The sequence below is a fragment of the Mesorhizobium sp. GW821-FHT07A06 genome (assembly GCF_059419085.1).
The window spans coordinates 64313-89271 of the sequence record NZ_JBWKRC010000010.1 but is presented as its reverse complement, the minus strand read 5'-3'; the positions used below and the strand labels follow the sequence as shown (position 1 = coordinate 89271).

At 60.5% G+C, this 24959-nt stretch carries 28 protein-coding genes; 6 read left to right on the top strand and 22 right to left on the bottom strand.

What is annotated here, in order from left to right; all coding sequences use genetic code 11:
* Positions 1-88 precede the first annotated feature (88 nt).
* The 17 genes from cydB to AC07SZ_RS26325 all read right to left on the bottom strand — a co-directional run bounded on the left by cydB (position 89) and on the right by AC07SZ_RS26325 (position 16188).
* Positions 89-1099, bottom strand: coding sequence for a cytochrome d ubiquinol oxidase subunit II (gene cydB, locus AC07SZ_RS26405; RefSeq protein WP_494916530.1), 1011 nt, complete (start codon positions 1097-1099; stop codon positions 89-91).
* The gene (locus tag AC07SZ_RS26400) at positions 1096-2499 is read right to left on the bottom strand and encodes a cytochrome ubiquinol oxidase subunit I (RefSeq protein WP_494916529.1); all 1404 of its coding nucleotides are present in this window, start codon (positions 2497-2499) and stop codon (positions 1096-1098) included. Before AC07SZ_RS26400 ends, cydB begins: the two co-directional genes overlap by 4 nt.
* 133 nt (positions 2500-2632) lie before the next feature.
* Positions 2633-3826, bottom strand: coding sequence for a cystathionine gamma-synthase (gene metB / locus AC07SZ_RS26395; protein WP_494916528.1), 1194 nt, complete (start codon positions 3824-3826; stop codon positions 2633-2635).
* A gap of 41 nt (positions 3827-3867) precedes the next feature.
* Positions 3868-4500: a peroxiredoxin gene (locus tag AC07SZ_RS26390; RefSeq protein ID WP_494916527.1), complete on the bottom strand. Its 633-nt coding sequence runs from the start codon at positions 4498-4500 to the stop codon at positions 3868-3870.
* Between the two features lie 31 nt (positions 4501-4531).
* Positions 4532-6253, bottom strand: a complete 1722-nt coding sequence (locus AC07SZ_RS26385) for an NADPH-dependent assimilatory sulfite reductase hemoprotein subunit (RefSeq protein WP_494916526.1) — start codon at positions 6251-6253, stop codon at positions 4532-4534.
* A gap of 7 nt (positions 6254-6260) precedes the next feature.
* Positions 6261-8108 carry an assimilatory sulfite reductase (NADPH) flavoprotein subunit gene (locus AC07SZ_RS26380; protein ID WP_494916525.1) on the bottom strand — a complete coding sequence of 616 codons (1848 nt, stop codon included), beginning with the start codon at positions 8106-8108 and terminating at the stop codon, positions 6261-6263.
* Between the two features lie 300 nt (positions 8109-8408).
* Positions 8409-9281, bottom strand: a complete 873-nt coding sequence (locus tag AC07SZ_RS26375) for a patatin-like phospholipase family protein (RefSeq protein ID WP_494916524.1) — start codon at positions 9279-9281, stop codon at positions 8409-8411.
* A gap of 54 nt (positions 9282-9335) precedes the next feature.
* The gene (locus AC07SZ_RS26370) at positions 9336-9647 is read right to left on the bottom strand and encodes a cupredoxin domain-containing protein (protein WP_137935146.1); all 312 of its coding nucleotides are present in this window, start codon (positions 9645-9647) and stop codon (positions 9336-9338) included.
* 11 nt (positions 9648-9658) lie between these two features.
* A complete protein-coding gene (locus AC07SZ_RS26365; protein WP_494916522.1) occupies positions 9659-10183 on the bottom strand; it encodes a DUF4142 domain-containing protein in 525 nt (174 codons plus the stop codon).
* Positions 10184-10298: 115 nt separating this feature from the next.
* Positions 10299-10979, bottom strand: coding sequence for an RNA polymerase sigma factor (locus tag AC07SZ_RS26360; RefSeq protein WP_494916520.1), 681 nt, complete (start codon positions 10977-10979; stop codon positions 10299-10301).
* Between the two features lie 59 nt (positions 10980-11038).
* The gene (gene folE, locus AC07SZ_RS26355) at positions 11039-11626 is read right to left on the bottom strand and encodes a GTP cyclohydrolase I FolE (RefSeq protein ID WP_494916623.1); all 588 of its coding nucleotides are present in this window, start codon (positions 11624-11626) and stop codon (positions 11039-11041) included.
* Between the two features lie 355 nt (positions 11627-11981).
* Positions 11982-12143, bottom strand: coding sequence for a hypothetical protein (locus tag AC07SZ_RS26350; RefSeq protein WP_494916519.1), 162 nt, complete (start codon positions 12141-12143; stop codon positions 11982-11984).
* A 24-nt stretch (positions 12144-12167) separates the two neighbouring features.
* Positions 12168-14186, bottom strand: coding sequence for a hydantoinase/oxoprolinase N-terminal domain-containing protein (locus AC07SZ_RS26345; RefSeq protein ID WP_494916518.1), 2019 nt, complete (start codon positions 14184-14186; stop codon positions 12168-12170).
* Positions 14187-14190: 4 nt separating this feature from the next.
* Positions 14191-14529, bottom strand: a complete 339-nt coding sequence (fdxA, locus tag AC07SZ_RS26340; protein WP_494916517.1) for a ferredoxin FdxA — start codon at positions 14527-14529, stop codon at positions 14191-14193.
* On the bottom strand, positions 14526-14930 hold the full coding sequence (locus tag AC07SZ_RS26335) for a group III truncated hemoglobin (protein WP_494916515.1): 405 nt from the start codon (positions 14928-14930) through the stop codon (positions 14526-14528). Before AC07SZ_RS26335 ends, fdxA begins: the two co-directional genes overlap by 4 nt.
* Positions 14931-14956: 26 nt before the next feature.
* Positions 14957-15655 carry a CBS domain-containing protein gene (locus AC07SZ_RS26330; protein ID WP_494916514.1) on the bottom strand — a complete coding sequence of 233 codons (699 nt, stop codon included), beginning with the start codon at positions 15653-15655 and terminating at the stop codon, positions 14957-14959.
* Positions 15656-15666: 11 nt separating this feature from the next.
* On the bottom strand, positions 15667-16188 hold the full coding sequence (locus AC07SZ_RS26325; protein ID WP_494916513.1) for a hypothetical protein: 522 nt from the start codon (positions 16186-16188) through the stop codon (positions 15667-15669).
* A gap of 235 nt (positions 16189-16423) precedes the next feature.
* Between AC07SZ_RS26325 and AC07SZ_RS26320 the strand changes: the two genes are divergently transcribed.
* The 3 genes from AC07SZ_RS26320 to AC07SZ_RS26310 all read left to right on the top strand — a co-directional run bounded on the left by AC07SZ_RS26320 (position 16424) and on the right by AC07SZ_RS26310 (position 18629).
* Positions 16424-16807 (top strand): XRE family transcriptional regulator, encoded by a 384-nt coding sequence (locus AC07SZ_RS26320; protein WP_494916511.1) that lies wholly within the window; start codon positions 16424-16426, stop codon positions 16805-16807.
* Between the two features lie 630 nt (positions 16808-17437).
* Positions 17438-17902 carry a nucleoside diphosphate kinase regulator gene (rnk, locus tag AC07SZ_RS26315; RefSeq protein WP_494916510.1) on the top strand — a complete coding sequence of 155 codons (465 nt, stop codon included), beginning with the start codon at positions 17438-17440 and terminating at the stop codon, positions 17900-17902.
* Positions 17903-18065: 163 nt separating this feature from the next.
* Positions 18066-18629 (top strand): GreA/GreB family elongation factor, encoded by a 564-nt coding sequence (locus AC07SZ_RS26310; RefSeq protein ID WP_494916508.1) that lies wholly within the window; start codon positions 18066-18068, stop codon positions 18627-18629.
* Between the two features lie 8 nt (positions 18630-18637).
* Here the strand turns inward: AC07SZ_RS26310 and AC07SZ_RS26305 are convergent, their stop codons facing one another.
* On the bottom strand, positions 18638-19183 hold the full coding sequence (locus AC07SZ_RS26305; RefSeq protein WP_494916506.1) for a DUF488 domain-containing protein: 546 nt from the start codon (positions 19181-19183) through the stop codon (positions 18638-18640).
* A 68-nt stretch (positions 19184-19251) separates the two neighbouring features.
* A complete protein-coding gene (locus AC07SZ_RS26300; protein WP_494916505.1) occupies positions 19252-20211 on the bottom strand; it encodes a LysR family transcriptional regulator in 960 nt (319 codons plus the stop codon).
* A gap of 17 nt (positions 20212-20228) precedes the next feature.
* On the opposite strand from AC07SZ_RS26300, the gene AC07SZ_RS26295 reads away from it, so the two are divergent.
* The 3 genes from AC07SZ_RS26295 to AC07SZ_RS26285 all read left to right on the top strand — a co-directional run bounded on the left by AC07SZ_RS26295 (position 20229) and on the right by AC07SZ_RS26285 (position 23502).
* A complete protein-coding gene (locus AC07SZ_RS26295; RefSeq protein ID WP_494916622.1) occupies positions 20229-20891 on the top strand; it encodes a 5-formyltetrahydrofolate cyclo-ligase in 663 nt (220 codons plus the stop codon).
* Between the two features lie 103 nt (positions 20892-20994).
* On the top strand, positions 20995-22590 hold the full coding sequence (gene ctaD / locus AC07SZ_RS26290; protein ID WP_494916504.1) for a cytochrome c oxidase subunit I: 1596 nt from the start codon (positions 20995-20997) through the stop codon (positions 22588-22590).
* A gap of 99 nt (positions 22591-22689) precedes the next feature.
* Entirely contained in the window at positions 22690-23502 is an 813-nt protein-coding gene (locus AC07SZ_RS26285; RefSeq protein WP_494916503.1) for a Tim44/TimA family putative adaptor protein, read from the top strand.
* 132 nt (positions 23503-23634) lie between these two features.
* Here AC07SZ_RS26285 and AC07SZ_RS26280 read toward each other — a convergent pair whose 3' ends face one another.
* From AC07SZ_RS26280 to AC07SZ_RS26270, 3 genes are all read right to left on the bottom strand, one after another.
* Positions 23635-23817 carry a hypothetical protein gene (locus tag AC07SZ_RS26280; RefSeq protein ID WP_494916502.1) on the bottom strand — a complete coding sequence of 61 codons (183 nt, stop codon included), beginning with the start codon at positions 23815-23817 and terminating at the stop codon, positions 23635-23637.
* A 180-nt stretch (positions 23818-23997) separates the two neighbouring features.
* Positions 23998-24645 (bottom strand): universal stress protein, encoded by a 648-nt coding sequence (locus tag AC07SZ_RS26275; protein WP_494916500.1) that lies wholly within the window; start codon positions 24643-24645, stop codon positions 23998-24000.
* Complete coding sequence (locus tag AC07SZ_RS26270) at positions 24642-24818, bottom strand: hypothetical protein (RefSeq protein ID WP_494916499.1); 177 nt, start codon at positions 24816-24818, stop codon at positions 24642-24644. The genes AC07SZ_RS26275 and AC07SZ_RS26270 overlap by 4 nt, the downstream gene beginning before the upstream one ends.
* Positions 24819-24959: the final 141 nt, after the last annotated feature.

Genomic DNA, 24959 nt, shown 5'->3' with positions numbered 1-24959 from the left:
TCGTCGCGACACGCAGCTTCTTGCAAGAGCCAGCTAGATACCATGTAAATATGAGAGCAACTGTGTCGGTCAGCGTTCGAAATCCTATTCAATGGTAACCAACGTCAGCGCGAACTTTGCCGCGGAACACCCAATACGACCAGCCAGTGTACATCAGGATCACGGGCAACAACACAAGAGTGCCGACGAGCAGGAAAGCCTGGGTACGTTCTGAAGAGGCCGATTCCCAAAGCGTGAAATGGTAGGGAACGATCATCGGGAAGAGGCTGATGGCGATCCCGACATAGGAAAGCACAAAGAGGCCGATGGCGCCGACGAAAGGCTTCGTCTCACTTGCACTGCCCAGTACCCGCCAGGTGAAGAAGGCGACGGTCGCTGTCGCGACAGGTACCGGTGCCAAATACAGAATGTTGGGCCAGGCGAACCAGCGCGCGGCGATGGCCTGGCTCATGAACGGGGTCCAGATGCTGACCACGCCAATACCGACGAGGACGCCGACAAGACACATGCGGCCGTGGCGGCGCGCCGCCGCCTGCACCTCCCCCTCGGTCTTGAGGATCAGCCAGCCGGCGCCCAGAAGGCTATAGCCGAACAAAAGGGCGAAACCTGTCAAAAGCGAGAATGGCGTCAGAAAATCGAAGGAACCGCCGGAAAACTGTCTGCCCGTGACCTCAAAACCCTGGATGAAGGCGCCAAGCACGACCCCTTGAGCAAAGGTGGCGACAGCCGAGCCATAGCAGAAACCATGATCCCAGAAGGTCTTGTGCTCAGCGTCGCGGAACCGGAACTCGAACGCCACGCCGCGGAACACCAGCGCCAGCAGCATGACCAGGACCGGAAAATACACCGCCGGGATGATGATGGCGAAGGCAAGCGGAAACGCCGCCAGAAGCCCGAGGCCGCCCAGCACCAGCCAGGTCTCGTTGCCGTCCCAGATCGGCGCGATCGAGTTCATGATCGTGTTGCGGGACGCAGTGTCGGGCGCGAAGCCGTAAAGCATGCCGACGCCAAGATCGAAGCCATCCAGCAGCACGTAGAAGAACACCGCCATGCCGAGGATCAGCGTCCATATTGGCACGAAATCGAGGACCTGGCTCATCGCACTTCTCCCTCTCGAAGTTCGACGGCTCCGGCACGGACCGGCGCCCCGGGCCGTCCTCCCTCGATCTCCGCATCTATCTCGGCAACATTTGCCGGACCTTTGCGCACGATGCGCAGCATCAGGAAGAGGCCCACGGGGTAGATGATGAGATAGACGGCTATGTAGCCAATCAGCGAGAGCATCACGTCGAAGCTCGTCAATGAAGGTGTCACCGACTCCGCCGTGCGCAGAAGGCCGTAGACGGTCCAGGGTTGACGTCCGACCTCGGTGGTGATCCAGCCTGCGATGACCGCCACGAAACCGATGGGCGCCGCGATCTGAGTAACCGTGAGAAAGGCCGGCGACGCGTCCAGACGGCCGCGCCAGCGAAGCCATCCGCCGACAAGGACGAGGCCAAGCATCAGAATGCCGCAGCCGACCATGATCCGGAAGGCGAAGAAGGGGATCGCGACGGGGGGACGCTGATCGGCCGGAAAATCCTTTAGGCCCTTGACCTCGCCGTCAAGCTCATGGGTGAGAACGAGGCTGCCAAGCCATGGAAGATCTATGGCAAAGAGGTTGCGCTCGGCTTTGTCGTCCGGGATGGCGAAAAGGGTAAGCGGCACTTGTCGGGCAGTTTCCCAGCGCGCTTCAATCGCGGCGAGCTTGGCCGGTTGGTGGTCGCGCGTGTTCAGACCGTGCTGGTCGCCGATGAACATCTGCAGCGGGACCAGCACGGTCAGCAGCCAGAGCGTCATCGACAGCATCGTTCGGCCTTCCTCAACGGACCGCCAGCGACGCATCAAATAGGCGCCGACGCCCATGACGACGAAGCCTGTCGTGACGAAGAAGGCGACGACGGTATGCGCCAGCCGATAGGGAAAGGAAGGATTGAAGACCACCTTGAACCAGTCCGTCGGGAAGAAACGGCCATCGATGATCTCATAGCCGGCCGGCGTCTGCATCCAGCTGTTGGCAGACAGGATCCAGAAGGAAGACAGCAAAGTGCCGAGCGCCACCATTAGCGCTGCAATGAAATGCGCCCAGCGCGGCACCAGTTGCCGTCCGAAAAGAAGGACGCCGAGGAAGGCCGCCTCCAGGAAAAACGCCGTCAGGCCCTCATAGGCGAAAAGCGGGGAAAGCACATTTGCGGTCGCGTCGGAAAAGCGGCTCCAGTTCGTACCGAACTGGAAAGGCATGACGACCCCGGTGACGACGCCCATGCCGAAAGCAATCGAGAATATCTTGATCCAGAACGTCGAGATGCGGAGATAGATGTCCTTCCCGGTGAAAAAATTGAGCCCTTCCAGCATCGCGATGAACGCGGCCAATCCCACGGTGATGGCCGGCAACAGGATGTGCCAGCCGATGACCCAGGCGAATTGCAGGCGCGACAGGAATACCGGATCGAAGTCCATCACTCGTCTCTCTAAACGAAAACGAGCTGGCCTCATGCATCCAACTGCGCCGTAGCCACGACAGTGGACAGGGCTCGTCTTCGGGCCATCGTCAAGCTATAGCAACTAGCGACGGTGTCGATAGCGCCGTTTCTTAACCTCGTCTTCTCCCAGTAGATCGGCCCTCCCAGGCAGCGGCTTTGGAAAGCGCTAGCTCAAGGTCGGCGATCAGATCAGTCTCCGCTTCGAGGCCGACCGATAGCCTCAGAAGGCTGTCGCTTATTCCGGCGACCTTTCGGGCCTCGGCGCCCATTCCGGCATGGGTCATGGTAGCCGGATGGGCAACGAGGCTTTCGACGCCGCCGAGAGACTCGGCTAGCGTGATAACCTCGACCGCTTCGACGAAGCGCCGAACCGCCTCCACGCCTCCTGCCAGTTCGAAGCTCAGCATCGCTCCGAACCCGGCTTGCTGAGCCTTGGCGATTGCATGGCCGGGATGGGATTCGAGACCCGGATAGTGGACGGCGCTGACTTGCGGCTGCTTTTGCAGGAAAACGGCCACTGCCGCCGCGCTTGCTTGCTGCCGCTCGATACGCGGGAACAGCGTGCGGAGGCCCCTGATTGTCAGGTAGGCATCGAACGGCGCACCTACCACGCCGGTGATCTTGGCCCATTCGGCGAGAGCGTACGCATCGCTCTCTTGCGTCGCGACGACGGCGCCACCTACCACATCGGAATGGCCATTCAGATATTTTGTGGTCGAATGGACGACAAAATCCGCACCGAGCGCGATCGGCCGCTGAAGAGCAGGCGACAGGAAGGTGTTGTCCACGGCAACCTTCGCGCCGACGGCCTTCGCCTGAGAAGCGATCGAGCGGATGTCGACGACGCGCATCAGCGGGTTGCTGGGTGTCTCGATTAAGACGAGGGCCGGCTTCCTCAGCAACACGGCCGACAAAGCCGCGGCATTGCCCTGATCAACGAAGATTACATCGAAATGCCCTTTGTCACGGCGAATTGAAAGCAGCCGGTAGGTGCCCCCGTAGCAATCATGCGGCGCAACGACGAGATCGTCTCGTCTCAACTGCCCCAGCACCAGATCGACCGCCGCCATGCCGGAGGATGTGACGACCGCGCCGGCGCCGCCTTCCAGCCTCGCCAATGTATCGGCCAGCATGTCGCGGCTCGGATTGCCGGCCCGCGTATATTCGTAACGCCCCGCCTGCTCATAGCCCTGGAAAACGAAAGTGCTCGAAAGATAGACCGGAGGCGTTACCGCGCCGAAGCCACGGTCGGCGGCGATACCGTTCGCCGCCGCTATGGTCCGCGGATCTCTGGGCTTTGTCATGGTGGCGACCTCGCACTTCAGGAGCGGCTTTTGGCCGGAAATCAGCCCTGCAATTGGACCATGCGCAGATAGGGTCGAAGCTCCTTCCAGCCTTGGGGGAACCGCTCATTTGCCTGCTCATTGGTGAGGCTTGGCGAGATGATGACCGGCTGGCCCGGCTCCCAGTTCACCGGTGTTGAAACCTTCTGATTGTCGGTCAGTTGCAGGCTGTCGATGGCGCGCAGGATTTCGGAAAAATTGCGGCCCGCGCTCGGCGGATAGGTCAGGCTGAGGCGGATCTTCTTGTTCGGATCGATGATGTAAACAGCGCGCACCGTCACATTAGGATCCGTCTCGGCGTGGATCATGGCGTAGAGGTTGGCGACCTTCTTGTCGGTATCGGCAAGCATCGGAAAGTTGAGCGCCTGCCCCTGCGTCTCCTCGATATCCTTTTCCCAAAGATTGTGCGCCTTGACGTCGTCGACCGAGAGGCCGAGCGGTTTGACGCCGCGCCTTTCCCATTCCGGCTTGAGACGGGCGACCTCCGCCAGTTCGGTGGTGCAGACCGGGGTGAAATTCCTCGGATGGCTGAAGAAGATGCCCCACGAATTGCCGAGCCATTCGTGGAAGCGGATTTTCCCCTGGGTGCTTTGTTGCTCGAAATCTGGGGCGGTCTGGCCAAGTTGCAATGACATGATTTGTCCTTCCTGTTTTGATCTTGAAGCGTCAGTCGTTGAAATGCCGGCCTTCCGTCACCTGCGCGACATACCCAGTGCGGATGGCGAAATCGCCGAAGCGCTCGCCCGGCCGCCGATCCCGAGCAAAGTGCCCGATCACCTTCCCGAGCATGTCCAGAATGGCGGCCTCACCGACGTTTTCGAGAACCATTTTGTTGAGCCGCTGGCCGTGGAAGCCGCCACCGAGATAGAGGTTGTACTTGCCGGGCGCGCGGCCGGTCAGGGCGATCTCAGCGATGTAGGGACGCGCGCAGCCATTGGGGCAGCCGGTCATGCGAATGGTGATCGGCTCGTCCGTCAGGCCATGTGTGGCCAGGATGGCATCGATCCGGTCGATGAGGTCGGGCAGATAGCGCTCGCTTTCAGCCATGGCGAGACCGCAGGTCGGCAGCGCAACGCAAGCCATCGAATTCAGGCGCAAGCCGCTTCCCCCGTTTAGACGGTCGAGCCCGAATTCCTTCATCAGACGTTCGATGCCAGGCCGGGCCTCAGGCGCGATATCGGCGATGATCAGGTTCTGGTTCGGCGTGATGCGGAACGTGCCCTCGTGGATACGGGCGATTGCACGCAGGCCATCCATGACAGTGCCGATGACACGGCCGTTCTCGATGAAGAGGGTGCAGTGCTCGCGCCCGTCCTCTCCACGCGTCCATCCAATCGGGTCACCATTCGAAGTGAACTCATGCGACCGGGCGGCCGCTAGCGAAAAACCGAGCCTTGCCTCGATCTCGGCCTTGATCCAGTCGAGGCCCTTGTCGTCGATGGTGTATTTGAAGCGCGCGCGGCCACGATCGACCCGGTCGCCATAGTCGCGCTGCACCTGCATGACCGCGTCACAAGTCTGCAGCACCTTGTCGACGCCGACGAAACCGATCACGTCGGCCAGTCTAGGATAGGTTTTGGGCGCCTGATCGGTGCGGCCCATGCCGCCGCCAATGGCGATGTTGAAGCCCTCAAGCTTGCCGTTGGCGGCAATGGCGATGAAGCCCAGATCCTGCGCATAGACGTCAATGTCGTTGATCGGCGGAATGACGAAGCCGATCTTGAATTTTCGCGGCATGTAGGTGCGACCATAGAGCGGTTCTTCCGGCCCTGAAACCTCCGTGCGCTCCTCGCAATACCATATCTCGCGATAGGCGCCGGTCTTGGGAATCGCATGATCGCTGGCGCGCTTGGCCAGCGCGTAGATCTCGGCGTGCAATGAGGAGAGCCGAGGATTGACCGAGCACATGACACCGCGGGAATCGTCGCCGCAGGCTGCCTTGGTGTCCAGAAGCACGTCGCGCAGACCTTGCATGGTCGCGCGCAAATTCTGCTTCTTGACCCGATGCAGCTGGAACGTTTGACGCGTTGTCAACCGCAGCGTCTCGCCTGCGTATGCGCGCCCGAGCTCGTCCAGCTTCAGCCATTGGCTGGGACTGCAGACACCGCCTGGCAGGCGGATCCGGGCCATGAAGGTATAGGCCGGCTCAAGCTTTTGCCGACGGCGTTCGTCGCGGATGTCGCGGTCGTCCTGCTGGTAGAGGCCGTGGAACTTCATCAGCTTGATGTCGTCACCGGGCACGGCGGCAGTAAGCTCTTCGACGAGGCCCGCCGCTATGGTGCCACGCAACTGATCGCTATTCGCCTTCATCCTCTCGTCGGCCCCGAGTTTTTCCAGCGGCTGCGAAAGGTCCCGGCTACGGTCCGTATTTGACTGGTGCACTGTCATGCGAGCCTCAATAGACATCGATCTGGTAGCGGTGGTCGCGCTGCAAGGCGCCAAGATAGTCTGCGGCCTCGGCCTTGCCGCATGCCCGCTGCTGCTGCACCACGCCAGCCAAGGCGGCATGCACGTCCGGAGCGAGATGCGTGCCGTCCCCGCAGACATAAACATGCGCGCCCTCCTCCAGCCAGGCGTAGACTTCGCGTGCATGGTCGAGCATACGGTGCTGGACATAGGTTTTCGCCACGCCGTCGCGAGAGAACGCAACGTTCATGCGGCTGAGCACGCCATCCTTCAGGAAGCGCTGCCATTCGGTCTGGTAGAGAAAATCACTGTTGAAATTGCGCTCGCCGAAAAACAGCCAGGATTTGCCCGCGGCTCCTTGCGCTTCGCGTTCCTGCAGGAATGCACGGTAAGGCGCGACCCCGGTGCCTGCACCGATCATGATGATGGGAACATGACCGTCCGGCAGACGGAAATGCGGGTTGGCCTGGACATAGACCGGTATTGTCGCGTCCGGTGCGCCACGTTCGGCGAAGTGGCCAGAAGCGACGCCGGCGCGCGGCTGGCCATGCAGATCATAGCGCACGGTGGCGATCGTCAGGTGCGCTTCATCGGGCACGGCGGAAGGACTCGATGCGATCGAATAGAGCCGCGGCTGCAAAGGCCGCAGTCCTGCGGCAAAGGTTTGCGCATCGATGCCCGGAACCGGGAACTCGCGGACGATGTCGATGACGTGGTGGTTACGCAGAAACGCGGCGCGAGCCTGAAATTGGTGCTCGCCACGCAATTCCTGAAGCTTGCTTGCGCCTGTGAGTTCTGCCCATTGGTCGAGGAAGCGCGGCGTGGCAGCGGTGATTTCCAGGTGCTCGGTCAGCGCGACAACGAGCGTGGTCGTGAGCCCCTTGACGGACAAGCTTGCATCGGCGCCAAGGGACAGCTTATCCAACAGCGTTTCGACTAGGGCTGGATCGTTGCGTGCCATCACACCAAGTGCGTCACCCGGTTCGAAAGAGAGTCCCGAGCCTGCCAACGACAGTTCGATATGCCGGGTTTCCTTGGACGATCCACGTCCGGTGAGTACAAGATTGTCGATGATGGCTGCTGGGAATGGCGTGCGCTTGTCGAATGTCGGGGCTTCAACTACTGCCACGGAAGAAGCGCTTGCAGGACCAGCCGCCCTTTTTTGCAAAGCTGGTCCGGAAGCGGCTGGCGCGAGATTGGCGACCGCAGTCGCGATCCAGCCAGCGGCCTCGTCTTCATAATCAACGTCGCAATCGACCCGGTCCTGCAGTCGCAACGCGCCAAGTTCGGCCAGTCGCCGATCGAGTCGCTTGCCCGCTTCGCAATAGTGTTCATAGGTGGAATCGCCAAGTGCAAGCACGCCATAGCGCACGCCTTCGAGGCGCGGCGCCTTGCGGCTCTCGACGAATTCGAAGAAGCCCATGCCTGAAAGCGGTGGATCGCCCTCGCCATGGGTGCTGGTGACGATCAGGATGTCCTGCTCGTCCTTGAGCTTGCGCGGCTTGTAGTCAGCCATGTCAACCAGGATTGGCTCAAGTCCTTGCCTGCGGACGACTTCGCCAAGTGTCCTGGCGAGAGCGGAACTGTTGCCGGTCTCGCTGCCGAACAGGATCGTCAGCGATCGCGAGGAAATCGCTAGTGGCGCGACCGACACAGAGTGGTCAGATGGTGATGGAGAAGCAATGTCTGCGAGCAGTGAGCGCGCGCCGTGATCGATCCCGGCGAAGTAGCCGCTGATCCAGAGCCCCTGTCCGGGCTTCAGCGAGATCGTCAGGGCGTTAATCCGTTCCCATTGCTCGGCCGTAAAGCCTGGGCCCGGAAACTCGAATGCCGTCATCTGATCACTTCCTTTGGCACAGTCCCGGCTGTGCTTTTTGCCTGATTAGGGAGCGTGGCGGAACTCGCATCCGAAAGCTCTGCCGGCTGCCAGGCGCGACCATTGCATCTGAGTTTTGGCCAAGACAAACGAATGATATTGTTAGTTTGATGCAAGAATTTTGCTGCAAATAACTGTTGAAACGCCCATCCTGTGGTTTCTTTCGATCACGTATCGTTCCTTCTAAAAACGATGCCTTCCGTGGTCGAAAAATGCGTCTGACCGATTCCAGTTTTTTGCTGTGTTGAGATGGCGCACGCCTTAACTTGCGTGTTTGTGCGTGCCTAGCTGCGCAAGGACACCCGGTCGGTCGAGACCGCCCGCGGCGATCCAAGCCTCGGTGCTGCTCGCGGCCCTCTCGATCAGATCGCTTGTCTGGGAGAAGTCATGGGGCGACCCGACCAGCGGGCAGAGCGGCGGCAGGACGAAAAAATCGATGCTGCCGTCCAGTCCCTCCAGTTCGCTCCACAATTGCCGCGCGACAAGCAGCGTCAAGGCGTGCAGCGCGTTCGCGACCGCTCCCGCAGGAGGCTTGTCGAGGGCACAGGCGTAGCCGGTGGACAGAACGATCAGGCGCTGTGCACCTTGTGCTACCGCCACCTTGACTGGCGTGTTGCTCGATACGGCGCCATCGGCAAGATAGAGATCGCCATGCTGCACCGGGGCGAAGGCCGCCGGAATAGCTGCGCTGGCGATGATGGCCTGCGCGGCCGAGCCTTTCGACAACACGACTGTTCGACCTGTCAGAATATCAGTCGTCACGATATGTATGGGGATCGGCGCGTCTTCCAGGTTGAGGTAAGGCACGTTCCGATCGACGAGTTGGCGCAGCCCGTCCGACGTCACCAGAAAATCGCGGCGGTACATGAACCCGATCATGGTTTTCAATGTCAACGGAAAGACGTCGCTCCGGCGCAATCCGCGCCCGATCGTCTCCAGCCGCCGGATTCCTTCAATCGTGGGATCGCCGGCATAGTAGGCCCCGTTCAGTGCGCCAACGCTCGAACCGACAACCATATCAGCCGCAATGCCGCGGCGCGCGAGCGAACGCAGCATGCCAACCTGAATGGCGCCGAAGCTGCCGCCGCCCGCAAGGACAAACGCGGTCTTTGCTTGTGCAACCTCCTTGGGCACGACGTATCTCCCAAATTGTGGGATCGCGGCGTCTGCCGCGATCCCATGCTTCAGCTACGGCGCCACCGCGATGTGGCCCTTCATGTTGGGGTGGAAGCGGCAGAAATAGTCGACCGCTCCCGCAGCCTTCAATGTCAGGCTTGCGGACTTCTTTGGTGGGATCATCACCTCCCAGCCGCCCTTGACGGTGGCCGTGTGGGCGAACATGTCCTTGTTCACCCACTCGATCGTGTCGCCAACCTTCGCTTCGACCGTCGCCGGCGAGAACACCAGCTTGTCAATGGTGACCTGGATGGTTTCGGCCTTCACCGGCGCGGCAATGACTGTCAGCGCCAGTGCAATCCAAAGATGGCGTTTCGGTACCATCAGCGCCGGCCTCATTTCAGCATACTGGCGACATGTTCGGCATGCTGCTCATGGCCCTGGAAGATCTTCAGCCCGGTCTCCAGCAGGCTTTTCAACTCGGCATTGCTGGCCGACGGGATGAGCAGCGTTTCGAGAGCACTGTCGACCTGTTTGTGATAGGCAACTTCATTGTCGACGTAAGCCTTGTCGAAGGCCGCACCTTTGAGTTTGGCGAGCTTTGCTCGCTCTTCTGCCGCGGCTTTCGTCAACGCCTTGCTGGTGGCGTTGTCTTCGGGCGTCACCTTGAGTTTCTTGACCAGATCGAGCGCCTGCATATTCACCGCCTCATGGTCGCGTACCATGTCCTTGGCGAAGGCGAGCACCTCCTTGTTCTTCGATTTCTTCAGTGCTTGCTTGGCCGCCTCGACATCGATCACGCCGGCTGTGTAGGCGATGTGGGCGATCTGCGGGTCGGTCGGTTTGTCGGCAGCTTGTGCGAGCGGGGCAGTGCCGAGCAGAAGCAGCGCGGCCAGGGTGGCTGTGTGACGAATAAGCATGAAATCTCCTTCTCCGGACGCGGGAAGCGCGCCGGCCAGTTTTTTTCGGTTGACGGTTATTGGATGCGGGGCGGCGGCAAACGTTCCCGCTAAAATCTGCTGAATCTGACGAGGGTCAGTCTTCCAGCCCGAGCCGCTTCATCACGGCAGCTGTCAGCCGTTCGCAGCGCCGACCAGCGAAGGGGAAGGCCTCGAGCAACACTGGCCCGATCTGGTCATCCAGCGCCTTGCGCAGAAGGGCGCGGGCGCGGTGCAGTCTTGTCTTCACGGTTTGTGGCCGCACGCCGAGCAGTTCTGAAGTCTCTTCAATGCTCAGGCCCTCGATCACCCGCGCCATGAACACCATCCGGTAGACATCGGGAAGGCTGTCGGTTGCCCGTTCCACGAGTTGGAGGATCTGCCGTTGCGCCATGGTCCGCTCCGGATCGTCGCTGGGGTTGAGAGGGAACTGGATAATCTCGGCCTGCGGGTTTTCGGGCATCGCCACCGTTCGCCGTCTTTTGCGCAGGCGGCCCAGCGCTTCGTTGATGACGATGCGCGACAGCCATGTGCCGAGTGAGGCATCGCCGCGAAAACTCTCGAGATGGGGGAAGGCCCTGACATAGGCCTCCTGGACAATGTCCTCGGCCTCGGCGTCGTTGCGCACCACGCCGCGCGCGATGCGGTAAAGCCGCTGGTTATGCGTCTTGATGACGGTCCGGAAGGCGGCGCCGTCGCGCGCCATGGCGCGCTGTGCCAATTCCAGGTCGCCAGAGGCAGCGATGATTTCGGTCGCGTCTCGTCGAACGTACGACATAAGCAGTCTCCTTGCGCTTCAATAGATAGGTCTCGACAACAAGGGTTCCCGGAAATTCGTCATACAGGGATCGACGACAGGAATTCACGCCTGAGATCGACGTTCGTGTCGAAAACGCCAAGCATGCGTTTGGTGACCATGCGCGTGCCGTGCGCGTGGACGCCGCGCGATGTCATGCAGCCATGCTCGGCGACAAGCACGACAGCCACTCCACCAGGCTGCAGGGCATCCTCGATGGCGCGAGCGATGTCCTCGGTGAGCCGCTCCTGTATCTGCAGGCGGCGGGCGCAGGCTTCGACAACCCTTGCCAATTTGGAGATACCCACCACGCGGTTGACGGGCATGTAGGCGATGTACGCTTTGCCGCGGATTGCTGCCATGTGGTGTTCGCAGAAAGAGTGAAACGCGATGTCGTGCAACTCGACTGCCTGGTCATAACCGCCGATCTCATCGAACGTCCGTTCGAGCAGCCCCGCAGGATCTTGTTGATAGCCGGCAAACCACTCTTCGTAGGCACGCACGACACGCGCAGGAGTATCGACAAGCCCGGGCCGGGCCGGATCGTCGCCGGCCCAGGAGATCAGCGTCCTGACCGCGGCCTCTGCATCGAAGCGCGTCGGACGAGCGCGTACGACTGTCCTGGGCATGCCGTTTCCCGCTGAGTTTCCCTGGGCGGCTGGCACGCCGTCTTCGGTGCCGTCCAGAATTTGCGAATGCAGGTCCATCTGTCTCTCCAGTTCCACGTTCGAACCATTGGACGCGCCCAGCGAAGATTGGTTCCCGACCGGCACGACACGGGGACGAAGGTTCCCAACTATGACGAACCATGGGAACTTTTCCAAAGGCGCTGCATCCAATTTCATGTCCGGCGCATGATCAACGTACGCCGTCAGGGCCGTGAAGGAGAACCGAGATGGCATCGCAACAGCCAGTGGAAACCGACCCCGACCTAGCGGCTAGTGTGTTCATCGTGGCAATTGCGATAATGCCAATGCCGCCGGGTTAGCTGGTGGTCCTGGTACGCGTCGGCGACGATATGCTGGCGGTCGACGGCACATGTATCCACTGCGAAGTACCGCTGGCGTGCGGAGCACTGACCGGCACCAGGCCTGCATCGGCCTTCGGATCGGCGAAGCGCTCCAGCGTGCGTGACGTGCCGGCCATGTCCACCGGGGCGGCCGATCTAGGTCAGGACGCGATGCGCGGCCGCCCGGTGGCTGTCGCGACGACAATGGCTTCGACGAAACTGCGCTCGCCTTCGATTGTAGCAACCCTTATGTCCCGTGCGATCTCGATCCGCGCCTGATCGGTCCCCGCGCGCTCGGCAAGGCCTGCCGCCAAGACACGAATGTGGGCTTCGGCGGCAGCCATTGCTTCGTCCTCGGTGTCATAGTCGTCCAGCCGCTCGCCCGAATTCAGACGGAAAAGCCCGGTCTCCGGCTGGCTGACGCGCGCTTGCGCTGACATCCGCACCTGCCCAACGACGGCACCCAGCGCATTTGCGACGTCGGCGTGTTCGGCGATGCTGCAGTCATTGCCGATCAACTGCGGGAGACCGACATAATGGAGCGCTGCAGAGGCCCCTAGGCCGATCACCGGCCGGTCGAGCGCGATCGAAAGCCGCGCCATGCCGCCTCGGCGGCCAACCGCCCGCTGAACCAGCGGATTGGCAACGGAGACGCCGCCATCCAGCCCGTCCTCGGCAAAGACCGTTTCAAGAATGGCTTCGGCCGAACGCCTGGTGACGGCGGTGAGAACCATCTCGGAGAATGCTTCTGCGCCGTTGGCGACACGATGCCCCTGGCCGTCGCGCTTGCGTGCGAACAATTCGGCGCCCAGTCGAGCCGCGACAGGATCCCAATTCCCTTGCCGGCCGAGCACATGGGCTGCATCGGATGGCGTCAAGCCCGCGATATGCACAAGACCGCGCGCGACCAGGCGATTGAGCGTTGCGACCTGTGACGTCGATACGAGCAGCCGATCAAGCGCGGCGGGAATTGCCGAAATGTCAGCATAAAGCCGCGCCTCGGTAACTGTCAGGCCGGCAGCGAGACGCTCGGGCACTCCCGTGCGCAATGCGAAGCGGCCGTCCAGCCGGCTGGTGTTAGGGCTGAGCAATTGCCGCTTGAGGCCTTTGTATATGGCATCGTCATGCTTCACCGCGGCCAGCGCCAGCGGCACGAGCCGACGGGGCCCAAGCACGATCGTCGAAGTCAGCGACCGCTCATGAAGCGAGACTTCCGAATCCCCGCCGAGGCCAAAGGTGCGCATGGCGACGGCTTCCACCATGGTTCGCATTCCGCCGACGGTGGCGCCTTCCGGATCGAGCCGCAGTCGGCCGCCGTCCAGAACGGCGATGTCGGTGGTGGTGCCGCCGATGTCGGACACCACCGCGTCATCGATGCCGGTCATGTACCGCGCGCCCACCAGGCTTGCCGCTGGTCCTGACAGGATGGTCTCGATCGGCCGGGCGCGGGCGAATTCTGCGGTTATGAGCGCGCCGTCGCCGCGCACGACCATCAGCGGAGCTACGATCGCGCGTCTTGCCAGAAAGCCCTCGGTGGCATTGACAAGGCGATCGATCATTGAGATCAACCGGGCGTTGAGAAGCGTGGTCAGCGCCCGACGCGGGCCGCCGAGTTTCGACGACAGTTCGTGTGAACAGGTCACCGGAAGCCCGGTACGCTCGCGGATGACGTGACGTACTGCGATCTCATGTTCGGGATTGCGAACCGCAAAATAGGAGGCCACGGCGACGCCTGAGACCGTTTCGGCGAGAGACGGCAATGCGGCCGCGAGAGCGTCCAGCACCAGCGAACGCGGATCGCCGTGGACGTCGTGCCCGCCCGGGCAGAAGATCACGGGATCGGAGCCGAGGGCTTTTGACAATCCGTTCCGGGCAAGATCGGCTTCAGCGAAACCGATCATCACCAGCGCGACCCGTCCGCCCTGCCCTTCGACGAGGGCGTTGGTTGCGAGCGTGGTCGACATCGAGACGAGTTTGATCGCTCCGGGTTCGATGGCAGCCTCGGATAAAACAGCGTCGACGGCGCCGGCGATGCCCTCGGCAAGATCGTGTCGCGTGGTCAGCGATTTGGCCTTGGCCACGATGCCTGTAGATTCCGACCATAGCACGGCATCGGTGTACGTGCCGCCGGTGTCGATGCCCAGATAAAGAGGCGACGGCGGGTGCGCATATGCGTTCATTTGATCAGTCGCCCAGCCCAGGTTCCGACGAGAAATATTTCGCGAGTTTGTTCGCTTCGCCGTCGAACGCCTTGGCGTCGGTGGGCGGATCGCGCTTGATCGCAATATTAGGCCACACAGACGCGTACTCGGTATTCAACGCGAGCCAATCGTCGAGACCAGGCGCGGTGCCGGGAAAAATGGCCTTCGCGCGGCATTCGGGTTCGCAGACGCCGCAATCGATGCATTCATCGGGATGGATGACGAGCATGTTCTCGCCTTCATAGAAACAGTCCACGGGACAGACTTCCACGCAGTCCATGTATTTGCATCTGATGAAATTGTCAGTGACCACGAACGTCATGCGGCGTTTCTCATGCATGGCCGTTCAGGGCGATAGAACAAGAACAGCTTCAGACTTTCAGCTATGTGGGCGGCCTTCAGCCAACAGAGTCCAGCAGTCTCGCTGTCCAGCAATTCGTCGCAACTGTCGCCAAACAAGGCGAGCCACCGGTCGAGCAGACCGATCTCCAACCCACCCATGTGCTTGCGGACCGCGACGAGACTTCCCTTGTAGTACCCGGTCGTCAGCATGACTGAGGACCAGAAATCGTACATCTTCGCCAGATGCGTTTCCCAATCGCCGGCAACGACGCGCTCGAAAATCGGCTCGAGATCCGCGTCGGCGCGGATCTTGCCGTAGATGGAGTCGACTAGTTGTCGAATCTGCTCTTCGGAAATCGGGACTGTCTGCATCAAGGGCATACTCTGGTCCAGCGCTATCCGCCCCTTCAGACCACGACATAGGTCATATCGAGGGGAATGCGGTGATCATCGATAGCCCGCACGCCAGCGGTGTTTTCAGCCAGGATGAGCGAAGCTTTCCGCTCCTGTTCCGACAGGTAAGCTCCCCAGAACGTAACCACGCCGTTGGTCACGGTCACGTCCGAACTTCCGGTCGAAGGCCACGATTCGGATCGCAAGGCGTCAACAATCTCCAGCCTGATACTGCTGTCGTCATGCGAGACCGGAGCGCGCCAACCTTTCCTGGCAACGACCAAAGCTCGCACTAGATTGGCGCGACTGGTGATTCCCACCACCTGTCCGTCGCGAAGCACGGGGACACGCTTGATCTGATTGTGTTCAAGCAGGGTTGCGATCTCGACGACTGGCGTACTCTCGACCACAGTCGCAACCTGCTTTGTCATGACGTCGGTCACATGCTCGGAATGAGACTTGACATAGCCTTCTGCAAGAGCGGCGTTGTTGGCGAAAAGCCGAAGCCACCAGGAACGATGTTGCGGGGCGGTGCCGATCTCTGCCCGGCGGATCAGGTCTCCTTCACTAACGATGCCCAGCAGCGCACCGCGATCAATCACCGGCACGGCGCTGATCCCGTGCGACAGAAGGACATCGGCAACCTCATCAACCGTACTGTGCGGCCCAACCGCGATGACCGGTGACGTCATGACGTCCTTGGCGATCAGCATTTCGTTCTCCTTCACCGGTCTGCAGGCGGCAGTACCGGCGGCAAGGTCGTTCCAGAGCCTTGCCCGTTGCCAGCATGGCGATGGATCGCGCGATAAAACTCCCTTGCATGGAAAGCGTACGCTTCCAGATCGGCCGGATCGCCAGCGAACAGCCCCATACCCTCGGCTTTCCGGAAGAACCAGGGAGCGGGCAAACCGGGATCGAGCGTCTTCACGGCAACAGCCGCAAGCAATGGCAGGCCTTCGTCCGCATCGTCGTCCATCAGTTGTTCGAGTGCACCCCGGATCAGGCCTGTTGCTTCCGAACCAGTCATGCTCTCGGCCAGTCTTGCATAGGTGATCGGCAGCCGGGTCTGTGCTTGCAGGAGCAGTTCCTCGCGCAGCCGCGTTTTGAGAGCGTTGTCATCCGCAGGTGCGATTGGGATGTCGTCGTCTGCGTCAAGGCGATTGGCAGATACCATTCGACCGACCACATGACGCCGAATGTCCGGGCCGGAAAGTATTCTGCCGAAATCGTGTTCAAGCCTGTCCATTATCATCATCGCCGAGCCCAAGGTGCCCTTCGCGCGATATCGCCAAGAGTTCCCTCTGGCGCTGAGACCTGCTGGCACCCGATCCTATCAATTTCGCTACGGCGGAGCATCCCTTATCCTTGTCCGCAAGACAAACGAAATTTATTGCCGCTTTAGCACAATTATTTTGTATCAAGATTTCGATTGCGGTGAGTGGCGCGGCCCTTCCCTTTTCGGTTTCGATATGCACTTTTGATTGGATGAAGCTGCGCACCCGGAGTGTCCTGGCTTTCAGCAAGCGGTGATTTCGGGCCCGAAAACGGTAGCAGGAGATTTTATGATGATCACTGGTGCTCAATGCCGTGCCGCTCGCGCGCTGGTCGAATGGACCCGTGATAAGCTCGCCGGCAATTCAGGGGTGGATGCGTTGGTCATCGAAGAATTCGAGCGCCGGATCAACCTTCCCGACCAGGATATCTGCGACATGCTGCAAACCGCGCTTGAAAGTGCCGGCGCCGTTTTTATCGCCGAGAACGGCGGCGGTATCGGCGTTCGCCTGAAACTCAACCGCTCGGAAGTCAAGCGGATCGGCGTTCTGGAGAATGAAGGCGGCATTGTCGGTATAGATGCCGTTCCATAGGATCGAGATCTTCGGGGCTCAATGAATTCACGGTCGCAGCCCATCGCTGGACAATCCAGAATCGGCATCGGGTTGACAGTGCAAACAAGGAGGGTGGCCCTCAATGACGGTTATCTGGGACGATCTCACCGAAGAGGAGCAAACGACACTCAAGCGAATGAACCGCGGACCTTACCCATCTCTATCGAAAATCTTGGCCGAACGCCTTGTTTTCCTCGGACTGGCGGAAGAAAGACCGAGCGGGACCGGGATAAACAGGACCGGAAGAGAGCTGGTGATAAGAACGTTGCTTGGTGCTCGCTCTGACTAGTTCAGAATTGACGCCCGCTAAATTTCACCGAGGTGGCTGTCTTGACTTCCCGGATTGCTTCACCAACTATGGTCTTATGAACGCCGCCGTCAAAATTCGTCGCGATTTTCTTTTCCGGGTTTGCCCCATCGCGGGTCTGTAACCCCCGGCTCGGCTGCCATGCGCGCCCCGAGCCGAGGGGCGGTGCGTTTACTCACATGGGATGGTCCCGCAGGGCCTCAAGCCTCCGGAGCATCGGCGTTCCATCAAGTTTTCACGAATTGGCTCGGTTCCGGCACCCTCGGTGGGCGGCTGGTCCGAGCAGAAGTACGAGTATTCAAATGCAAGACAATACGAAAACCCGGCGCAAGCCGAACATCCGAATCTCGCAGTCGGACCACGCGCGTCTATCAGTGCTTGCGAGCACTGTGGCGGCACGAAATCCGGACGCGTCCGATGAACTGCTCGCCGAACTCGAGCGCGCGCGCATCGTCGCCGATGGCTGGGTCTCCGCCGACATCGTTCAGATGGGCTCAGCGGTGACATTCAAGCCCGACACGGGCGACGCCAAAACAGTCACGCTGGTTTTCCCAGGCGATGCGGATATCTCTGAAGGCAAGGTTTCAATCCTCACTCCGATTGGCACAGCCCTGATCGGCCTCTCGGCCGGGCAGTCGATCATGTGGACCGCGCGCGATGGGCGCCGGCACGAACTGTCGGTGCTTGCCGTGAACCAGCACGCTCCAGAAGGCGATGCAGCCGATCGGCGCACACCAGCGTCTTCGGCGATTGCGGCGGACGTCTAGACATGGGCGTTTCCATCCGTCTCCTCAATCACGCAGGCAGCCTGATCGCAGGAGTCTGACCCCTGCGCCGGCCTGCCCTGGTCCGGCACAGGGGTAGCTTTCCACACCCGATCAAATGCTTGACGCCGGATCCCCTTTTCACGGGCCCGGCAGGAGACGTGCCATGCCCACTATCGATAGCTGCCAACTGACCATCAAGGACTACACCATTCTTGAAGCGATGCAGGAGCGCCATCCGGCTCGCGACGAAACCCTCTCGGCTATCCTTCAACGGAAGATTTCGAGCGCGGTTGTAGTGTTTCGGGAGGACATTCCGGCAACCGTCGTGACGCTCAGCAGCCGCGTGGCTTATCGGGTAAACGACGGCCCTGCCGAAACCCGCATCGTCGCACATGACGAGATGCGAGGTCTGATTGGCATGCTTTTGCCTATCACCAATCCGCGCGGCCTGGCGCTGCTCGGTCTGGCAGAAGGTCAGTCCATGTCCATTCCGACTGTGGACGGCGGCCTTGAAACGCTGACCGTGCATGAAGTGGTCTATCAGCCGGAAGCCGCAAGGCGCGAGAGATTGAAGCTGGCGGGGGGTGCCGCACCGGGCTCGTGGCGAGCGGGCGGACCAGTTCTGCGCGTCGTCCATCATTCCGATGAGTTGCAGGACAAAGCGGAGAACAAAGTCATGGCGGCTTTCGACACCGGGTTCGACGACCCGGGTCCGTCGGCCGCCTGAGGGCTCGACTATCCCGAAGGCTGTGAAGGCGGGTAGACAAGCGTTCCGTCGGGCCTTGCCTTCACACCGTCCGTGAGGTTCGCCGGCTCGACCTTGTCACGGCCCATCAGATGAAAAACGGACTCGCCGCGGCTGATCAGGTAGTCTGAGACGATTCTTCTGTGACAGCGCCACCAGAGCGTTTCCGAGCACACGATGGCGCATCGCTGCCGCCTGCCGAGGGACACAAGCCGGTTCAGGCCGTCAAGAAATTCTGCCGACAGCGCGTAATCGGCGTAGTTGTGAAAGCTCTGGTTGATCCAGAATGCATTGAGTGTCGGTGAGATGTCGCGCGCCTTGCCGCGCAGGCCACCAAGCTCGGCAATGTATTCATAGCCGATCCCGAACACCGCCAGGCTTTCCGGAAGCACCTCGCTGTTGAACTGCGGGTTCGCCCGCGACCGCCGGATGGTCCTTATGTCGACCGCCAGGGCGATCTCTCCAACCCGCAGCAGGGCAACGAATTCGGCAATCGACCGTGTCGAATGGCCGATGGTGTAGAACGGAAAAGGCATGTTCGCTGAATCCTTGGCGATCCATCCTTCCAGTCACGCGGGCCGTGGTTTCGCGCCTGGAGGAGCGGTCATTTCACAACTTGCTTCAGGCCGCGCAGTGCCTCCTGCACGTCGGCTCGCGCCTCGTTTGCGTCCGGATATACGGCATAGGCCGGATAGGTGAATTCCGGCGCGCCTTCCACGACCTCCAACTGTCCCGCCTCGATATGGGGAGCCGCGGCGCCCCTGCGGAAATAACCCATTCCGCCGGCGCGCAGGATGTAGCTCAGCCCAAGCGGACCAAGGCCGACCATCAGTCCCGGCTCGCCGAAGGCAGAGCAACTGGCACCATGCTGGGCCGCAAACAGCGGCCCCCAATCGACATAGACATAGTCCTTGGAGCCGGCAGGTTCCCCGTCTTTGTCCGTGGTCCGAACCAGGACGAGCTGCTCCTCCACGAGAAGCTCTACCCTGAAACCCGGTAGCAGCTTCGGCGCATAGAGCACCGCAATGTCCAGAACGCCAGTCCTCAGTTGCTCGAGGAGTTGGTCCGGCACGCCGACCTGGGCTTGGATGGCAATTTCCGGCCTGGCCTTCTTCATCCAGACCAGCCAGTCGAGCAGCAGCGGGTTCCATAGACTGAGCTCTCCGCCCAAGGCAACGACGCTTGTCCGTCCCGATGGGATGGCAAGCTGGTGCCGTGCCCGTTCCCAGATTTGCACGAATGACTGGGCGAACCGCTCGAACTCCCGACCCGATGGCGTCAACTGCGCGCCATTGCGGTTGCGGATAAAGAGCTGACGCCCGAGCTCTTCTTCGAGCGTGCGTATCCGCGCGCTGACAGTTGTCTGGGTGACATGGAGTCGGTCGGCAGCTCTCAGAAAGCTGCCGGAATGGACGATTTCCAAAAACGTGCGCGCGCGGTCGATATCCATCACAGCTCCCAGTTCAGTGCAATAATCTTGCATCAATACAGCATTTAATTCCGTTTGCCTTCCTGTTTCATGCGGCGCAACGTCCAGGTCAGGCGATGCGGGTTTCCGCTGCAACGAATATGGAGTGTGCGATGCCTGATCAGGAGGATGCTTACCCGGAGACGAGAGAATACGCCTCTCCGCCATGCTTCATGCACGAACTTGTCCCCGGATACGGCGCCGAGCCGATCGTCCAGGACGCATGGCCCGATGTCTGCCGATGGCGCAAGGCGGAACGCAAGCGTCTGATCGATGAGCGTCTCGCGGTAGACGCCGAGGAACGCAATGCGAGGTCTTTGCGCATCGCTTCCGCTCTCGATCTGGCTGTCGGTCGGGTGAGCGGGCGGATCGTCAGCGGCTATTGGCCATTCCGCGGCGAGCCCGATCTCCGCAACTGGGCGATCCGGGTGATCGAGCGCGGCGGACGAATCGCGCTGCCGGTCGTCATCAAAAAAGGCTGGCCGCTGGAGTTTCGTATCTGGGGGCCGGGAGACCCGCTCGAACGCGGCGTCTGGAACATTCTTGTCCCGTCACACGGGCCATCGGTCCAGCCGGATGTGGTCATCGCGCCCGTCGTCGGTTTCGACCAGGCAAACTATCGCCTGGGTTATGGCGGCGGCTTCTTCGACCGGACCCTGGCCGCCGCGCCGAAGCGGCCGCTCGTCGTCGGCGTCGGTTACGCCGGCAGCAGGATCCAGACGATCTATCCCCAGCCACACGACATTCCGATGGATGTGATCGTCACGGATGATTGAATGAGTGCGGGCAAGGCCTGATTCCCGTGTGACGGCGGATCGCAGATGCCGTCCACCGTTGAGTCCGTATTGCCTGCAATCAGTGAAGAGCAGGAAGCACATCATGTCTAATCCAGCCACAGTCTTGGATGACCGCAAGCCCCGTTTTCTCGTCAGATGGCTGTGGTCCACGAACCACAAGGATATCGGGACGCTTTACCTGCTGTTCTCGATCATGACGGGGGTCTTTGGCACGGCGCTTTCCGTGTTGATCCGCATGGAGTTGCAGGAGCCCGGCCTGCAGATATTCAGCAATCCGATGGCCTACAATGTCGTCGTCAGTTCCCATGGGCTGGTCATGATCTTCTTCGTCCTCATGCCGGCGCTGATAGGGGGGTTCGGCAACTGGATGGTGCCGATCATGATCGGCGCGCCCGATATGGCTTTTCCACGCATGAACAACATTTCCTTCTGGCTCCTGGTGATGGCGTTTGTCCTCTTCATCACCTCGATGTTCGTTCCAGGAGCGCCCGGCACGCTCGGCCATGGCGGCGGCTGGACGCTCTATCCGCCACTGTCGACCTCAGGCCAACCCGGCCCTGCCGTCGACCTCGTCATCCTTTCGATCCACCTTGCAGGAGCGTCATCGATCCTCGGTGCGATCAACTTCATTACGACCATTTTCAACATGCGCGCACCCGGCATGACGATGCACAAGATGCCTCTGTTTGCCTGGTCGATGCTGGTCACCGCCTTCATGCTTCTCATGTCGCTGCCCGTGCTTGCCGGCGCGATCACGATGCTGCTTACGGACCGCAACTTCGGTACGACTTTCTTTGCCCCCGAAGGCGGCGGGGATCCGATCCTCTACCAGCATCTGTTCTGGTTCTTCGGTCACCCCGAAGTCTACATCATGATCCTTCCCGGCTTCGGCATCATCAGCCATGTCATCTCGACCTTCGCCAAAAAGCCGATCTTCGGCTATATCGGCATGGCCTATGCGATGGTAGCGATCGGCGCGATCGGTTTCGTCGTCTGGGCGCACCACATGTATACGACCGGTATCTCCGTCGACACCCAGCGCTACTTCGCCTTCGCCTCGATGGTTATCGCCGTTCCGACAGGCGTGAAGGTGTTCTCGTGGCTGGCCACGATGTGGGGCGGGTCGATCGAGTTCAAGACGCCGATGCTCTGGGCTATCGGCTTCGTCCTGCTCTTCACCATCGGCGGCGTCACCGGGATAATGGTCGCCAGCCCTGGCATCGACCGCTCGTTGCACGACACCTATTTTGTGATCGCCCACTTCCACTATGTGCTGTCCTTGGGAGCCGTCTTCGCCATCTTCGCAGGCTTCTACTACTGGTTCCCGAAGATGACCGGCTACATGTACAATGAAAAGATAGGCAAGCTGCATTTCTGGCTGATGTTCATCGGCGTCAACCTCGTCTTCTTCCCTCAGCATTTTCTGGGAATGGCCGGCATGCCGCGACGCTATGCCGATTACCCCGACGCTTTTGCCGGCTGGAACTTCATCTCGTCGATCGGGTCCTACATTTCAACGGCCGGACTTGTCGTCTTCTTCATCACGGTGGCGGAAGCTTTCAGCCGCAGACGCCAGGCTGGCGCCAATCCATGGGGCGAAGGGGCGACTACGCTCGAATGGCAACTGCCATCGCCGCCGCCCTTCCATCAGTGGGAGAAGCTGCCGCGCATTCTCTAGCTTCGCCTCCTGTTCCAAATCGGTGCTGCTGTCACTTCGACATTTTGTCGGGAGAACGACATGAACGAGACCACAGATCCAAACAACCAGATACTGCTCGTGGCGATCATCGCCTTCTATTGGGCTTGGGCATTACTGGGCAGTTGGGGTCAACTTCTGCCGCGCTCCGGCGACGACAAGGCCAAGCGGGACGATGCGCCGACGGACCATCGGACCGGCAGTGATGAACGCACCTCCTCCGCCGACGCTTCCTTGGAGGGGATTCGAAAGATCGACCCGGATTTCGACGTCGCCGCGTTTCTGGCTGGCGCCAAGACAGCCTACGAAACTATCCTGCGGGCCTATGCGGACAGTGACATCCAGACGTTGAAGCGCCTTGTCGAGCCGGAAGTGCTTGACACCTTCGAGCGAGCCATAGCTGGACGCCGCGATCGCGACGAGACGCTGCATCTTACCTTCATCGGCACCAGCGAAGCGAAGGTCGTCGATACTCTCGAGGAGGACGGTACCGCCGAGGTTGTTGTTCGGTACGTTTCCGATGTGGTCAGCGTTACACGCTCGGCCAACGATGCGATCGTCGCCGGCGATCCCCGGCAGGTTGTCGAGGTGATCGATACGTGGACGTTCGCCTGTCAAACCCAGTCAACCAAGCGGAATTGGATGTTGATCGCCACGGAAGGCGATAACAATTATGTTCTCTCGTCCGATAAGCCTGCAGCCGAGACCATGTTCTGCGAGGGATCGTCCATGCGGGCGATCTCCCGCGTTGCCGATGTGTCGCTCACCACGGTTTCGAAGCTGCCTGTCGGTGTCAGCAAATTCTGCGTCGATTTCCACGACCGCGAAGTCCGCAACGTGGTTTCCAAGCGCGTCCAGTGCGAAGAAATCTGGTCGTTGTCGACGCGAATGTGAAGAACGTTTCCGGCAAATTGCGGCTGGCGTGTCGCAGACGCTTGGTCGATGGGCGATCTTGCGAGAAGATGGACGCTGTAGCGCCGAAGCCGGGCAAGCGCGGTCCGTACAAAAAGAAGGTCGCCTAAGCCGTTACCTGCCCTTCACGCCGTCCTTGCGGACTATCGAGAGCTTCGGCCCGTGGGCTTCCCGGATGATCTTGGCGGCTTCATCTCTGGTTATGCCAACCTTGCGGGCATAGTAGGCGGCTTCCGCTTCAAATCCGCCTTCGAACGGCGCATCAATCGCCTGCTTGGTCTTCTGCTTCTTGCCCATAAGACGAATCATAGCACATCGCGAGGCTTGGCTGAATGGTCGCTCTGAGGTCGCAAAAATTTCAAACTGAGACACTACCCCACCCGCCGAAATCCAAACTGAGGCACTACCCGAGAACTGGGCGGCATGCGCGGGTCTGTCAGCTTTTGACAATTCGCATCCACTATTGCTGTTTTGCGATCAATTCGTCATGACCCTGTTCAGTCTATCATTTTCAAGCAGCGAGCGGGTAGCACCGCCGAAAATCCACTCCCTGAATCTGCTGTGGCCGTAGGCGCCGGATATGATCAGATCCGCATGCATCGCGTCGGCCACATCGGCGATCGTTCCGCCATCGGATCTTTCTGGAAAAACTTCCGCCCGTGCCTTTACGCCGTGGTCAGAAAGTAAGGCAACAACATCGTCCAGGCTGTTCCAGGTTTCGTCGGTTGCATCACTATCGATCGTAATGACACGAACCTCCCGAGCCATTTGCAAAAAGGGCATGGCATCAGTAACCGCACGCCTGGCTTCACGCGTGTCCTTCCATCCGACAAGAACTTTGTTGATGCGGAAATTTTCCTGGTTGGTCGAGGCGACAAATACAGGCCGTCCTGCCTGAAGGATCAGGTTGCCGAGGTCGGTGGAACGATGAACGTTACCAGAGGAGGCGCCCTCGGGCGACGCTGTGACGATGAGATCGGCCACGAGCGCCGTCTCGATCAGCAAGCGGGTCGGATTGCCCACAGCCCCACGCCATTCCGTACCAACCGTTGCGCCAGCAAGGCCTTCGAACTCCGCGCGGAGGTCCTCAATTCGTCGCTCGATGTTCTTCCGCTGGTGCATCATGCTCTCGCCTTCAAGGCCACTCCTCCTTCCATCACGACAGGCGGCGGAACGTCAGCCGCCGAGAGACCTATCAGGCGCGCATCGAAGCGCTGGGCCAGATCGACACCAAGCTTGATTACAGGAGCGACCATACCGTCGATGTCGAGATTGAGAACGATTGACCTGTAGCCCATTGAGCTTTCCTTCCATTGGGTTGGAGATGATGCCGGCTGGGCAAAGGGGGAACGTCAACAGACGTCCTGCCGCGAAACGCAGCTTCACAATGCGGCAACCCTCAAAAGCCGGAGGCCTTCCACGTAACGTTTCAACTAACT